This is a genomic window from Massilicoli timonensis, from assembly GCF_900199515.1.
GTDB classification, from domain to species: domain Bacteria; phylum Bacillota_I; class Bacilli_A; order Erysipelotrichales; family Erysipelotrichaceae; genus Massilicoli; species Massilicoli timonensis.
The window spans coordinates 1563248-1577155 of record NZ_LT963434.1 but is presented as its reverse complement, the minus strand read 5'-3'; the positions used below and the strand labels follow the sequence as shown (position 1 = coordinate 1577155).

The following is a 13908-nucleotide window of genomic DNA, read 5'->3' as shown; positions in this document are numbered from 1 at the left end:
CCTATTTTTTCGACTTTGCCGGATTCCCATATACCAAAGTATGGTCCGGCACATCTTTTACCAGATTGCTTCCGATTCCCGTATAAACATTTTCTCCAACATGGATACCGTTTAAGATCGTTACCCCCGGTGCAATCCAACTGTCTCTTCCTATCGTTGCACTGCCGGAAATCTCGGAACAAGCCGCGACCTGTACGTTTTCATGTAAATGAACATTGTGTGCAATATGACACAGATTATCTACCATTGCATGATCTTCGATGATCGTATCAGAGAGACAGCCTCTCACGATGCATGTATTGGCAAAGATCTTAACATGATCGCCTATTGTTACACCTGCCGGATGCGGCACTAATTCAGGATGTCCTTCTTCATCCAGATAAGTACCAAACCCACAGCCGCCGATCACGGCACCTGATTCGATCAAACAGTCATCACCGATCACGACTTTTCCTTGAATGGTAACATTATGCATGATGATCGTACCGTCTCCGATCGTTACTTCCTTATCAATAAAAGTATGATGTCCGATATAAACCGCATCTCCTACTTGTTTGGATAGCACGACTGCACTTGGTTCGATCTTACTTTCTTTCATTGCATCAAGGTTGAAAAGATCACGAATGATCCGAAAAAACGTTCTCTTTAAGGATTCTACAAAGATGACGTTATCGCCATGCTCTGTATGATCTTCTATTTTGCACACGAACAATGTTTCCGGGTTTGCTTCGGTAATTTTCGCATCATATTGCTTCAACCATGTAATCGCATGCGGCTTTAATTCTTTTAACGGACAATACTGTGTGATCAAAATCTGCTTTAATCCATTTACCCGATAATGGACTTTCTTTTCATTAAGATAGTTTAGGACATCATATGCATCCATCATTCATCACCTTCTCACTTTATCAATTCATCTAAATCGGTTATGTTTTGATATAATGCTTCTTGCGTTTTATCTGCACATTTTGTCTTAAATAACGCTATCTTGTCATGTGCGGTCCTTTCCCTTTCATCATACCAAAAAGCATGTGTCAAACACTGGATATGTCGGTAACCATTCGCCACTGCTTCATAAGGGTCATCTTTCCAGTTTCTTCGTGAATCGCTGACATACTTGAAGTCGCTGAAAAACTGTTTGTCATAAGCAGAAATGAAAGAATTTGAAATCGTTTCATTAAAATATTCTCGCAAAGGTCTATGGAAAGACACGACATGGACCGGCTGTTTCGTAATCATCTCCAGTATTCGCATTTCTTTCTCGATCATTTGGATCAGATCCTCTTTTGAGCTGATGTCATAATTAGTAACATCAAAATGTAACTGCACGGAATGTCCATAGGCGATTATTTTTTCGATCATCTCTTTGGAACGCTTTGTAAAAAGATTATAAAATTCTGTACCGATCAATACAAAATAGGTACTCTTCATACCTACTTCTTTCTCTATCTCCGCTATTTTTAAGGCATCTTCTATCGAATTGTCGATATCATGTCTTAAAATGACCTGCTTTTTTGTCATATCCGCTTCCTGATAAAAAATATCCTGATAACCGTTGTTTTTGAAAGTTAAGAGCAGTTTACGGTAAGCATCATAAGTAAACTTCATCTTATTCACCGAATCTTCCTTCATAATCAGTAGAAGCAATATCGCCTAACGGCAGCTTTACCGCTTTCCCCGTCGCCGCCGATTCATAGATCGCCAAGATCAATTCCAATGCACGCATCCCTGCTTCTGCATCTACCAATGGTTTACGGTGTTCTTTGATCGCACCGATCACATCTGCATATAACGGATCATGTCCGAAGCCATAGACATTCTCCGGATTTTCACTATGCGCTTGCTTTACTGCTTCCGCATCCTCTTTTTCATCCGCAAATTCCCATTCTTCAATGATATTCACTGATTTCCCTCCGGCTTTCACTGTCCCTTTACTGCCAAAGATATACAGCGTTTCTTCCAAATTCTTCGGATAGACATTGACCGTTCCTTCAAATAGTCCATAAGCGCCGTTCTTGAATTTGATCACAGCCAATCCCAGATCTTCTGCCTGAATATAATCATGATTCAGATTATCGGTGTAAGCCATGACTTCTTCCACTTCATCTCCCATCATCCATCTTAATAGATCGGCATTATGAATACATTGGTTCATCAGACAGCCTCCGTCATTTACCCAAGTACCGCGCCACTTGGCCTGATCATAATAACCTTTATTGCGGTTCCATCTCACATGAGCAGCTGCATGAAACAGTTTCCCGAATCGCTTTTCTTCCATTGCTTCATGGATCTTCTGAATGGATTTATTAAAGCGGTTCTGATGGTTCGCACATACAACGACATCATACTTTTCCGCTGCTTCACAGATCATGCGTGCATCTTTCATATTCATAGCGATCGGTTTTTCGATGATGACATTGACTTTATGAGCGATACAAAAAAGAGCGATCTCTGCATGAAGGCCGGATTCTGTTGCGATTGCGACTAGGTCCGGCTGTTCCTTTAGGATCATCTCTTTATAATCTGTATATCGGTTTGTTTGATGGAAATCATATGTAAATCTGCTTAATAAGTTTTCCATGTTCTCTTTTACGATATCGCATACCGCGATGATTTCCAGTTCGTTTTGTATTGCGGCTGCTATATGATTCGGGGATATTCTCCCACATCCGATCAGTGCATATTTCATTGTCTATTCCTCCTGTAATTTCACTAGATCATTTACTAAATTTGGATAAATCTTGCTAGAATCAAATTGTTCCTGATAAAGATGATGTGCATTTTTAACATAATTTTGGTATTTTATGTCATCATCTAAAAGCTCAGTGATTTGATATGCTACATCATGGGCATCCTTTCCAAAAACACCACATTGATTATTTAATATAAGATTTTTCATTACACCATTGCACAATACAATCGGTGGTAAAGCATAGCAAAGTGCTTCTGCAAATTTATTTCCTACGCCTAATTGAAAATCAAAAGTATCATAATATGGGATCAACGCAAAGGATGCTTGTTTCATATATTGTTGAATTGTATTTGCATCTAACCACCCTTTGAATTGGATATTAGGGAGATCTTTTGCCAACGTATGGAAATCTTCTGAAAGCGGTCCATCGCCACCAATAATAAAATCAATGTTTTTAAGTTTCATTGCTATCTTACATATCAAATCATAGTTGATCTGATTACTTAATGTACCTACAAAAATAATTTGTACTTTTTCTGCTCTGGCTATCAAACTCTCTTCTGCACTTAATTGATAGCGATTCGGAAAGCCAATAAAATAGCCGCTATCATATTTTTTCTTTTTTCTTCCGGATTTTTCTATTACGTAATTAACACATTCATTCGAAACAGCATTTACAGCGTATGAATTACGATATAATTGATTTACTAAACGATGTAAGTAGCGAAAAATCGGATTAGTAACCCAATACATTTTTTTAGGAACAGCTCGTTCAAATACTTCTGGCCATAAATCTCGAACATCTAATACAAATTTTATATTTTTTTGATTTGCGTAACTGAGTGCTTTTTTGGCAAGATAGATTGGCGGGAATGAACAATAAATTAAATCTGGCTGTTGCAGCTTCCTTGATACGCGTTTGAATTGTTTAGCAATTTGGATATGATTTTTTATTCGCAGTAAAGAAATATTTTTTTGATAACGGCAGCCATATAAAAATTGAATTTGAAAATTGTCCTCAATTTGCACCATTTGATTAACAGAAAATCGCTGTGTTTTTGTGTAGTGATCAAATGTTGCGGCAAACCATACCACTTCATGCCCCTGTTTCAGTAATGCTTCTGCAAGCATACCGGTACGAAAAGGTCTTTGATTTTTATCTACCGCCGGTATTGGCTCATTTGCCTGTATTAACCATACTTTCATTGTATTACACCACCGTTTTCACACATAAGCTCAAATCCTTTACAAAACAAAACTCCCTTAAATACTCCAAGTTATATTTCATCTTCTGTGGCAATATCTCTTTCGTATATATTTCATCGATTGTCTTGCCTTTCATGCTTCCCGCTTCCAACAATGCATCCTCATCTTTGTACTTGATACTTGCTAAAGACGTAACCCCGGCCGGCATCAGCAGTGTTGCTTTCATCTCATCAGAATAGCAATCAACATATTTTTGTACTTCCGGTCGCGTCCCCACAAAACTCATTTCTCCACGTAAAATGTTCAACAACTGTGGTATCTCATCCAAACGGGATTTTCTGATCTTTGCCCCCACCCTTGTAATGCGTGTATCGTTTTGACCGGTAATCAATGCACCGATCTGATCAGCATTCGTTACCATTGTTCGAAACTTGAAGATCCGAAATGTCTTCCCATACTGCGTTACTCGTTCCTGTCGATAAAAAACTGATCCCCGACTGTCCATTTTGATCCATATAGCCAGTAACAAAAAAACCGGTGATAACAAAATGAGCAAAATAAAAGATGCTGCTATATCAAATAAACGCTTCAACCATAAGTGGACGCGTTTTTTAGAAAGCACATCATAATATTTTCTTACTTCATCATTTTTCATGAAGACCGGAAGATCATCCCATTTTTTTAACAACATTGATGCTTCTCCAAGCTCTCTTTGAAGCATTGCAGAATATAGGCAACATCTTCATCACTTAATTTACTATACAACGGCAACGTGATTTCATTTTCATACTGATGATAAGCATTTGGAAAATCTGCAATGGAAAATCCTAAGTTTTTATAAGCGGTAAGCATCGGCAGCGGTTTATAATGAACATTACATGCGATGCCTGCCTCTGCCATAGAGGTAATGATCTCATTTCGTGTTTCTTCACCGATCCCCTCGATTCTGACAAAATACAGATGACCGCTGGAACGGTGGTGATTGCTGCTGTGTGTCAATACTTTTACCGGCAAATCTTTCAAGGCTGTATCATACATTTGGATTATTTTATGACGACGCTTCAACAGATCCTCATATCGCTCTAACTGCTTTAATCCGATGGCAGCCATAATATCTGTCATATTGCATTTATAGGCCGGTGCAACAATATCATACTCCCATGCGCCTAACTGATTTTTGTGCAAGGCATCTTTTGTTTGTCCATGCAAAGATAACAGCTGAAATTGCTGATAAATAAAATCATTGCTGATTGTCGGTATGGTTTTCCATGTGACCGCGCCGCCTTCAGCTGTTGTTAAATTCTTCACGGCGTGGAAAGAATAACACGTAAAGTCCGCAATATTCCCTGCTTTTACATCACTCTGCATTGCCCCAAATCCATGTGCACAATCAGCCATGACGATAATTCTGTTAAATGCTGCCTGCAGCGCATGATTCGCATGAAATAAAGCGCGTTTATCCTCTACGATCTGAAAGATCTTCCGATAATCGCAAACGATACCCGCCAAATCAACCGGTATGATCATTTTGGTCTTTTCATTGATCCGCTTTGCCATTTGTTCATAATCCATCTCAAAACTGTCTTTTGCACAATCTATCATGACCGGTGTCGCACCAACATGACAAATGACAGAGCAAGATGCCGTATAAGTATAGGCAGGTACGATTACTTCATCTCCCGGTCCGATCCCAAGCAAACGCAGGGTTAATTCCATTGCGGCAGTTGCGCTGTTCAGGCATACTGTTTTTTCTGTGCCGACATAGGCAGAAATCTGTCTTTCAAATTCTTTTGTTTTCGGTCCTGTTGTAATCCATCCGGAACGTAATGCTTCCGCTACTTCCGCAATCTCCGCTTCACTGATATCCGGCGGACTGAAAGGGATCGTTCTACTTTCCATTCTATTTCCTCCTAACCCATAATAAAAACAGCTGATCTCTCAACTGCTTCCTTACCTATGGATAATATGCGATTATCCTTTTCTTATATCATTTTACTGTTATTTGCTTAAATCCATATCATGTGCGTTTCGCCACTATCTCAAGTCCGACCTTCGCGGTCGTCGTCTTCCCAAACATTTCTACTTCAATCACAGCGATCCGCTTATGGCGATCCACCTTGCAGATCATCCCCTCTTTCCCCATCAAAGGTCCTTCCATAACAACGATCCGTTCTCCCTCCATATAGCCGACAGACATCTCGACCAAATGCTCCATCCTGCCAAATGACTTCAAAAACGCCACTTCCTTTTCATACAGCGGATAAATATCCTCCCCATGCTTTCCCAGCAGCTTTGTCAGATCATCAATTTTATACAATTCATGATACAACGCCTGCACATCATCACTGATCAAAAAAACATAGCCCCGAAACAACAGCTCCTCCACCTTTTCCCAATGTCCGCGTATCTTTTTCATTCGCTCGCATTTCGGCAGAAAGCAATCATGTAAAACCGCATGGTCGATCAAAAGGCGGCACTTGCGTAAGATCCGCTCCTCTTGCCCGCTTCTCACCTGTATCACATACCAGTTTTCCATAAAAAAACTCCTTTCAGGTAGGCTACGCCTATCCACCCAACCAAAAAAATCAGATAGACCGTTACGAAATGACCATATCCTTCATGAAACGCGCGCTGGGCGACGATTTCAATCCGCATAATCCTGTAAATGGCATCATAGATACCAATCTAAATTATTATACCACTTTAGAGCGGTTATAACAATTCCTATATCAGCCGGCGCTAACGTCTTTGATCATCTCCAGCATCGTTTCCCGATACGCTTCCCGCGTAGCGCCACACGCAAGCATTTCACTTAATGTATGCAATTTTGCATTGATCTCACTCATTGAAATATCCATTACTTTATTGATAAAGATCAAATCATTCTTTGTCTTTACCGTATCTTCGCCATCTAGACGCAGTTCCTCAAACATCTTTTCACCCGGTCTTAAACCGATCTCTACGATATCAATATCCTCATAAGGCTTCAGACCGGACAGACGAATCATTTTCTCTGCCAAATTCAAGATCTTTACCGGTTCTCCCATATCCAGAACAAAGATCTCTCCCTTATCCGCATAATAGCCTGCCTGCAATACCAGCTGCGCCGCTTCCGGTATCGTCATAAAATAACGAATGATCCCTTTATCGGTAATCGTAACCGGTCCACCTTCGGCAATCTGCTGCTGAAAGATCGGAATTACCGAACCATTTGAGCCCAGCACATTGCCAAAACGCACAGCTGCCATCTTCGTAATACCGTTCTTGCCATTTGCCTGCAAGATCATTTCCGTCATTCGCTTCGTCGCTCCCATTACATTTGTCGGATTGACCGCTTTGTCCGTTGAAATCATGATGAAGCGCGAAACATGGTGCGCAATACAGAGGGAAATGACATTGTTCGTTCCGAACACATTGTTTTTGATCGCTTCCTGCGGCCTTGTTTCCATCAGCGGAACATGTTTATGCGCTGCCGCATGATAAACGACCTCAGGTTTATTTTGTTCAAACACTTCATTGATCGCCTTACGTTCCCGAATGGAAGCGATATAAGAAACGATCTCGATTTCCGGATCCAGTTTGCCATGCATTCGATCCCGATTAAATTCCTGTTCCAGCATATACAGTGTATTTTCATTGATATCGATCAAAACCAGTCGTTTCGGATGGAACTTCACGATCTGCCGGCATAATTCAGAACCGATCGAACCGCCCGCACCGGTAACCGCAACGACTTTCCCGGTAATATAAGAGCGGATCTCCTGTTGATTCAAGCGAATCTCACCACGTCCCAACAAATCCTCGATCGCAATATCTTTTACCGGATAGGTTTCTTTCCCCGGCGTATCGCTAAGCAGCGTTTCTCCACGCCGCATGATCTTCGTTTCTAAATTCAGATCCTGACATTTTTCATAGATCCTGCGCACATCTTTCTTTGAAGCGCTGGGAATCGCGATAAAAACGATCTGGATCCGATGCTTTTTCACAACCTCTGCCAGATCTTCCGTCGTACCCAGCACCGGTTTCCCCGCAACGATCTTATCATGACGAAAATCATCTAAAAAGCCGACTACATGCGCATGATAGCTTTCATTTTGCGTAAGCTCCTTCAACAGGATATAGCCGCCGTCTCCCGCACCGATGATCAGCGCATTGATCGTATTTTTCTTTTCATCGATCTGATAGCGTCTCAACAAACGATACCCGAAGCGTATCACCAGCATCAAAAGCACATTCAATAAACCGGCTACAAAAATAACACTTGTATAATAGCCGTCTTTGGTAATAAATGTCGCAATCCCCATCAAGATCAACGTCGCAAAGCCATCAGCCAGACATAGTCTGACCGCTTCCATCGGCCCAATGTATTTCCACAGACTGCGATGTACCTTAAAAATCAAAAAATTCACAGTGTAGACACCGATTACCAGCACGGCCCACAATAAGACATTTTTTAGTGCCAAATGATTCTCAAACCGGAACAGGAAATCCTCTTTGGTCCAGAACGCGATCAGAAACGACACACATACCAGAAACAGATCCAGCAGCAACAGAAAATACTCCCGGTACTTCTGGTAAAATTTGTTATTCAATATCCAAGCGATCACTTCAATCATCCTCACTTTGCTTTCTATCCTTTGATTTGCATCTTTTCCCGAATCACACACTTTGCGATAAATTGTTACTTTCCCACTGGTCATTTATCATAAATATGATAGAATGGAGCCATGGAGTGTGATAAAGTTTATGAAACAAGTGAAAAAAGCCATCATCCCCGCGGCCGGTTTCGGCACCCGCTTTCTGCCGGCAACAAAAGCCATTCCTAAGGAAATGCTGCCGATCGTGGATAAACCGACCATTCAATATATCATTGAAGAAGCCGTAGCCAGCGGAATCGAAGAAATCCTGATCATTACCAATGCGCATAAGGCCAGCATTGAAAATCATTTTGACCAAAGCTTTGAACTGGAGAAGCGCTTAGAGGCGTCCGGCAGTCAAGAACAGCTGCAAATGGTACGGGAAATCTCGCAAATGGCTAACATTTATTCCGTTCGTCAGAAAAACCCCCGCGGTTTAGGTCATGCCGTTCTGTGCGCCAAAACATTCGTTGGTGATGAACCGTTTGCCATTCTGCTTGGCGATGACATCGTGGTCAATCCAAACGGCGATCCGGCAACCAAACAGCTCATCGACGCCTTCCATGTCAATCAAAGCAGCGTAGTCGGCGTACAGCGCGTAGAGCCTGCCGCAGTCTCTAAATACGGTATCATCGATCCGAAAGAAACATTAAGCGAACGCTGCTTCGCTGTCAAAGGTTTTGTGGAAAAACCGAAACAGGAAGAAGCACCAAGCGACATCGCCATTTTAGGACGCTATATCCTGACCCCAAAGATCTTTGAACTGCTGGAAACCCAGGAGCCGGGAAGCGGCAACGAGATCCAACTGACCGATGCGATCAACCGTCTGCTCGCCCATGAAAACGTCTGCGCTTACGACTTTGAAGGAAAGCGCTACGATGTGGGCGATAAACGCGGCTTTTTGAAGGCTCAGATCGATTTCGCATTAGCACGCGAAGATCTGCGCGACGACATGATACAAATCATCAAAGAACAATCTATTCAGTAAAATGACTGCGTTATCCGCGCAGTTTTTTTATGATGCACCGCTTTTTTCAAAAAGCGTGCATACATGAAAAAAACGCCTTTTTTACGCACCAATTTACACACTGATTATATCTACATTTCCCTAACAATTCAACACTTTATAAGGGGAAATCCATAATTTACAAGAATTTTTTCATTTTTAGCCCCCCCCCCCTTTCTCTTATACCCCTTTAGATGTTTATAAGAGCCCGGTTTGAAGGGAAAACCCAAAAATTCCAAAAATTTTTTTTTTTTTTACCCCCCCCCCCCCCCCCCGATTTTTTGCCTTTTATGCAATTATTTTCATATTCAAGCAAAAATAAAACATGCTTTTTCTATCTGCTGCAATCTGTTTATTGAAACAGAAAAACATGATCAATAGGAAAAGCGCAGATGAGCGGAACACATGGCACATATACTAGATCTCCATAGATATTTCGCCAAAGTCAATAACCGTTTCTATAAAAAAAGCACAAACCAGATCACCTGATTTGTGCCTTTACTCTTTATTGATACGTTTTATCCCAATAAGCAATTATGCCTGGTTATAAGAACCAAACTGTTTCATCATTGCGATGACTTTATCCTTGATTGCGTCTGCACCCGGTTTCAGCAGTTTACGAGGATCGTATCCTTTGCCTTCCAGATCTTTGTCCGCTTCAATGTATTTACGTGTTGCGGCCGCAAATTCCAACTGCAATTCCGTATTTACGTTGATCTTAGAAACACCTAAGTCGATTGCTTTTGCGATCTGATCAGCCGGGATACCGGATCCACCATGCAATACCAGCGGTTTGCCGTTTGTTACATTCTGGATTTCCGCCAGACGATCAAAGTTCAGACCTGCCCAGTTTGCCGGATATTTACCGTGAATGTTACCGATACCTGCTGCTAAGAAATCAACGCCCAGCTCGCAGATCGTCTTACATTCCTGCGGATCAGCCAATTCGCCGTTTGATACCGTACCGTCTTCTTCACCGCCGATACCGCCGACTTCACACTCGATCGAAACACCTTTTGCATGTGCCAATTCGATCATCTCTTTTGATTTTGCTACGTTTTCTTCAAACGGATAATGGGAACCGTCAAACATAACCGATGTAAATCCAGCTTCGATACAAGCCTTTGCACCTTCATAAGAACCATGATCCAAATGCAGTGCTACCGGAACGGTAATACCTAAACTGTCATGGATTTCTTTTACCATTGCCACAACGGTCTTGAAACCGCACATGTATTTTGCCGCACCTTCGGAAACACCCAGCATAACCGGAGATTTTGCTTCTTCCGCTGCCAACAGGATCATTTTCGTCCATTCCAGATTGTTGATGTTAAATGCGCCGACTGCGTAATGTCCCGCATGTGCTTTGTTAAGCATTTCAGTTGCTGATACTAATGCCATATCAATTTCCTCCTTATTTATTTGACACTCTTATTCTACTGCATTTTTCCCTTTTTGAAAAGTCCCAATACCGCAGAAACGCAAGAATATGCACACATCTTCACAGCCGTGCCTACAAAAGGCAAATACCCTTTTTTCGAAGCGTACTTCCCTTGCCAAAAACAAACAAGGCGTATGCAGATCATCTTCGATCGCCACGCCTTGCACGCTAATCAAATTCCTCGTTTGTTTCTTTTTCCTCTTCTGCTTCTTCAAGCGTTTCACTATCTTCTGCCTCATCATCGATCAGCAATGCGCTTGTATCAATGATCGTTTCGTTAAAAGTGTGACGGTTGCGCAGATCCCACTTATTATCGCCGACATGCAGAAAACGCGTATCTAATGACAGATCAGAGTAAAAATGTGCGATCGCTTCCTCTTTCTGCATCTCATCCATACCCAGCGCCTGTGTTACTTCTTCCCATAGTTTTGCGAATGTCATCGCTTTTTTCTTCTTCGACATCAATTCATATGCGACATCAATCATCGACTTTTTCATTTCATACCTCCTGAAACCGATACCTTTTTCTCGCTGCTTAAGAACATGCACCTTTGATATGCCAGCTAAAGCGCAGTCTTGTCTTTTCCCGCATATCTGACAATACATCATATTCCACCACGATCATCTGTTCACTGATCCGATAAAAATAAGTGTACAGCGCTATTTCAAAACTGCCGTACGGACTTGTGATCGTCGCGGTCGTATTCGTATCCCGCCGAAACCGCAGCCGGCTGGTTACATCGCCTTTGCGAAAGATCATCAGCTCTTTTGCATCGGCCTTCAGCACGACTTCGCCGCCTTCTTTTTCCCGATAGGAAAGGGTGATCTGATCCTTTTCACAAGTATATTCACAAACGCCGTCATGCAGCACACACCGGCTTTGATCTGTGCAGTTTTTCTGCCTTACCGTTACATGTTTTTTCATCATATCACCACTTGTCATGAGATAGTATAGCAAAATATCAATACAATGCAATAGCAAGTTGCACTTTTTTCAACCTGCCCGTTTATTTCCGATACGGCAGGCAACACTAATCTAGAGGTGATCATGTGAAAAAAGCGGGAAAAATCCTTTTGATCGTTGCCTTTCTTTTCGCAACGATATTCATCGCCGTCTTGTTTTATGCCCGGTTCGATGAACTGGAATTATACGAAAAACGATCCAGCATCACCATGTATGATGTGCACGGCAATGTATTATATGAAACAAACTTCAAAAAAAATATTCACTGGACCGATTTAGATCAAATTCCGAAACGGGTGCAGAACGCCGTGCTGGCAGTTGAGGACAAACGCTTTTACACGCATATCGGCTTTGATCCGCTGCGCATCGGAAAAGCGTTTTTCAACAATCTCATCCATCAAGAGATCACACAAGGCGGCAGTACGATCACCCAGCAGTATGCGAAAAATTTATATTTAAGCAATGAACAGACCTTGCAGCGTAAAATTTCCGAAGTATTTTATGCACTGCGTATGGAAATGCAGTATGACAAAGAAGAAATATTGGAAGGTTATTTGAATACTTTGTATTATGGACACGGAGTGTATGGCATCGCCAATGCTTCCCAATTTTTCTTCTCTAAAGATCTGTCTGATTTAGATGATTGTGAACTCGCAGTCCTGATCGGCATTCCAAACGGCCCTTCCATCTATTCTCCGCTCATTTCCATCGAACAGGCAACAGAGCGAAAAAACCTGATCTTAGATATTTTATATGAGGAGGAACTCTTGTCAAAACAAGCGCATCGTGAAGCAAAGGAAGAAGCAATCGAACTGCACATCAATCAGATCAACGAAACAAAAGGCAGTGAACAATACTACATTGACGCGGTCATCGCTTCCTTGAAAGAACAAAATATCAGTTTAGATCAGCCCCTCTATGTTTATACCAACTATGACCCACAGGCACAAAAAGCACTCAGTGATGCGATCGAGGCACATGTGGATACGAAGGAACAACTGGAAGTCAGCGCTGTTGTTATGGAGCCTTTTACCTTTAAGGTGAAAGCGATCGCCGGAGGAAAAGATTATACGTTATCCTCTTATAATCGTGCGCTTTATGCCAAACGGCAGGTTGCTTCCACGATCAAGCCGCTGCTTTACTATACCGCCCTGCAGCAAGGCTTCACCCCATCCACTACCTTTACCTCACAGCCGACCACCTTCCAGATCGATGAAAAAACAACTTACGCACCGACTAATTTTAAGGATATTTACGCTTATCGGGATATTTCCATGATACAGGCGATTGCGGTCAGCGACAATATTTATGCGGAAAAGACCCATCTGTTTTTAGGAATGGATACCTTAAAGGAAGCGCTGCTCTCATTTGGGATCGAAGATGTAGAGGAAAATCCTTCGATGGCACTGGGCACGACACAGATGTCGATCTTAGAGCTGGCAAAAATCTATACTGCCTTTGCATCAGAAGGATTATATGAAGAACCGTCTTTCATCGATCATATTACCGATGGGAACGGCAAGATCATTTACGAGAAAGAGATCGCCTGCAAACGACTGCTGCTGCGTGATGAAACACTGATCTTAAATCAGTTGTTGACAGCCACCTATGATCCAAAGAATATCGGGCATAATGTACCGACCCTGCTGGATGCCGTGCCGAATGTCAAGGTGGCGGGAAAAAGCGGCACCAGTGATTATGATGCACTGGCGGCAGGCTTTAATCCCGACTACTGTGTTGCCGTATGGAGCGGCAATGACGATCATTCTGAGCTGGATGAAGCTTACTTTAAGACCCCGAAACTGATCTGGCGAGATACGTTCAATGCCCTTTATCCAGAGGGAGGCGGGAGCTGGTATAAGCGCAGTGATGCGATCATTGAAAAACGAGTCGATCCGATCAGCGGAAAAGAAAGCAGCAGCGGCTCTGTTTACTGGTATAAGGCCGAAAATGAGTGATCCG

Annotated in this window: 13 protein-coding genes; 2 read left to right on the top strand and 11 right to left on the bottom strand. The window is 42.1% G+C overall.

The window, feature by feature from the left end; translation table 11 throughout:
- Nucleotide 1 precedes the first annotated feature (1 nt).
- The 8 genes from C1712_RS09825 to C1712_RS09790 all read right to left on the bottom strand — a co-directional run bounded on the left by C1712_RS09825 (nucleotide 2) and on the right by C1712_RS09790 (nucleotide 8514).
- Nucleotides 2-886: a UDP-3-O-(3-hydroxymyristoyl)glucosamine N-acyltransferase gene (locus C1712_RS09825; protein WP_180963121.1), complete on the bottom strand. Its 885-nt coding sequence runs from the start codon at nucleotides 884-886 to the stop codon at nucleotides 2-4.
- A gap of 14 nt (nucleotides 887-900) precedes the next feature.
- Complete coding sequence (locus C1712_RS09820) at nucleotides 901-1632, bottom strand: polysaccharide deacetylase family protein (protein ID WP_180963120.1); 732 nt, start codon at nucleotides 1630-1632, stop codon at nucleotides 901-903.
- Nucleotides 1610-2689, bottom strand: a complete 1080-nt coding sequence (locus C1712_RS09815; protein ID WP_102268830.1) for a Gfo/Idh/MocA family protein — start codon at nucleotides 2687-2689, stop codon at nucleotides 1610-1612. The genes C1712_RS09820 and C1712_RS09815 overlap by 23 nt, the downstream gene beginning before the upstream one ends.
- A 3-nt stretch (nucleotides 2690-2692) precedes the next feature.
- A complete protein-coding gene (locus C1712_RS09810) occupies nucleotides 2693-3898 on the bottom strand; it encodes a glycosyltransferase (RefSeq protein ID WP_102268829.1) in 1206 nt (401 codons plus the stop codon).
- A gap of 4 nt (nucleotides 3899-3902) precedes the next feature.
- Nucleotides 3903-4589, bottom strand: a complete 687-nt coding sequence (locus C1712_RS09805) for a sugar transferase (RefSeq protein ID WP_102268827.1) — start codon at nucleotides 4587-4589, stop codon at nucleotides 3903-3905.
- Nucleotides 4580-5797 carry a DegT/DnrJ/EryC1/StrS family aminotransferase gene (locus tag C1712_RS09800; protein WP_102268825.1) on the bottom strand — a complete coding sequence of 406 codons (1218 nt, stop codon included), beginning with the start codon at nucleotides 5795-5797 and terminating at the stop codon, nucleotides 4580-4582. Before C1712_RS09800 ends, C1712_RS09805 begins: the two co-directional genes overlap by 10 nt.
- 118 nt (nucleotides 5798-5915) lie before the next feature.
- The gene (gene loaP / locus C1712_RS09795; RefSeq protein WP_102268823.1) at nucleotides 5916-6434 is read right to left on the bottom strand and encodes an antiterminator LoaP; all 519 of its coding nucleotides are present in this window, start codon (nucleotides 6432-6434) and stop codon (nucleotides 5916-5918) included.
- A gap of 193 nt (nucleotides 6435-6627) precedes the next feature.
- Complete coding sequence (locus C1712_RS09790) at nucleotides 6628-8514, bottom strand: polysaccharide biosynthesis protein (RefSeq protein ID WP_102269843.1); 1887 nt, start codon at nucleotides 8512-8514, stop codon at nucleotides 6628-6630.
- A 130-nt stretch (nucleotides 8515-8644) separates the two neighbouring features.
- On the opposite strand from C1712_RS09790, the gene galU reads away from it, so the two are divergent.
- Nucleotides 8645-9523 carry a UTP--glucose-1-phosphate uridylyltransferase GalU gene (gene galU / locus C1712_RS09785; RefSeq protein ID WP_102268822.1) on the top strand — a complete coding sequence of 293 codons (879 nt, stop codon included), beginning with the start codon at nucleotides 8645-8647 and terminating at the stop codon, nucleotides 9521-9523.
- Nucleotides 9524-10075: 552 nt separating this feature from the next.
- Here the strand turns inward: galU and fba are convergent.
- The 3 genes from fba to C1712_RS09770 all read right to left on the bottom strand — a co-directional run bounded on the left by fba (nucleotide 10076) and on the right by C1712_RS09770 (nucleotide 11907).
- On the bottom strand, nucleotides 10076-10942 hold the full coding sequence (fba, locus tag C1712_RS09780; RefSeq protein WP_102268820.1) for a class II fructose-1,6-bisphosphate aldolase: 867 nt from the start codon (nucleotides 10940-10942) through the stop codon (nucleotides 10076-10078).
- Between the two features lie 208 nt (nucleotides 10943-11150).
- Complete coding sequence (rpoE, locus tag C1712_RS09775; RefSeq protein ID WP_102268819.1) at nucleotides 11151-11480, bottom strand: DNA-directed RNA polymerase subunit delta; 330 nt, start codon at nucleotides 11478-11480, stop codon at nucleotides 11151-11153.
- Nucleotides 11481-11517: 37 nt separating this feature from the next.
- Entirely contained in the window at nucleotides 11518-11907 is a 390-nt protein-coding gene (locus tag C1712_RS09770) for a YwiB family protein (RefSeq protein WP_180963119.1), read from the bottom strand.
- Nucleotides 11908-12032: 125 nt separating this feature from the next.
- Here C1712_RS09770 and C1712_RS09765 point away from each other — a divergent pair, with 125 nt between their 5' ends.
- A complete protein-coding gene (locus C1712_RS09765; protein WP_102268815.1) occupies nucleotides 12033-13904 on the top strand; it encodes a transglycosylase domain-containing protein in 1872 nt (623 codons plus the stop codon).
- The last annotated feature ends 4 nt before the right edge of the window (nucleotides 13905-13908 follow it).

Coding starts and splice junctions, on each gene's coding strand:
- C1712_RS09825 (WP_180963121.1), bottom strand. CDS start 886: ATGGATGCATATGATGTCCTAAACTATCTTAATGAAAAGAAAGTCCAT.
- C1712_RS09820 (WP_180963120.1), bottom strand. CDS start 1,632: ATGAAGGAAGATTCGGTGAATAAGATGAAGTTTACTTATGATGCTTAC.
- C1712_RS09815 (WP_102268830.1), bottom strand. CDS start 2,689: ATGAAATATGCACTGATCGGATGTGGGAGAATATCCCCGAATCATATA.
- C1712_RS09810 (WP_102268829.1), bottom strand. CDS start 3,898: ATGAAAGTATGGTTAATACAGGCAAATGAGCCAATACCGGCGGTAGAT.
- C1712_RS09805 (WP_102268827.1), bottom strand. CDS start 4,589: ATGTTGTTAAAAAAATGGGATGATCTTCCGGTCTTCATGAAAAATGAT.
- C1712_RS09800 (WP_102268825.1), bottom strand. CDS start 5,797: ATGGAAAGTAGAACGATCCCTTTCAGTCCGCCGGATATCAGTGAAGCG.
- loaP (WP_102268823.1), bottom strand. CDS start 6,434: ATGGAAAACTGGTATGTGATACAGGTGAGAAGCGGGCAAGAGGAGCGG.
- C1712_RS09790 (WP_102269843.1), bottom strand. CDS start 8,514: ATGATTGAAGTGATCGCTTGGATATTGAATAACAAATTTTACCAGAAG.
- galU (WP_102268822.1), top strand. CDS start 8,645: ATGAAACAAGTGAAAAAAGCCATCATCCCCGCGGCCGGTTTCGGCACC.
- fba (WP_102268820.1), bottom strand. CDS start 10,942: ATGGCATTAGTATCAGCAACTGAAATGCTTAACAAAGCACATGCGGGA.
- rpoE (WP_102268819.1), bottom strand. CDS start 11,480: ATGAAAAAGTCGATGATTGATGTCGCATATGAATTGATGTCGAAGAAG.
- C1712_RS09770 (WP_180963119.1), bottom strand. CDS start 11,907: ATGAAAAAACATGTAACGGTAAGGCAGAAAAACTGCACAGATCAAAGC.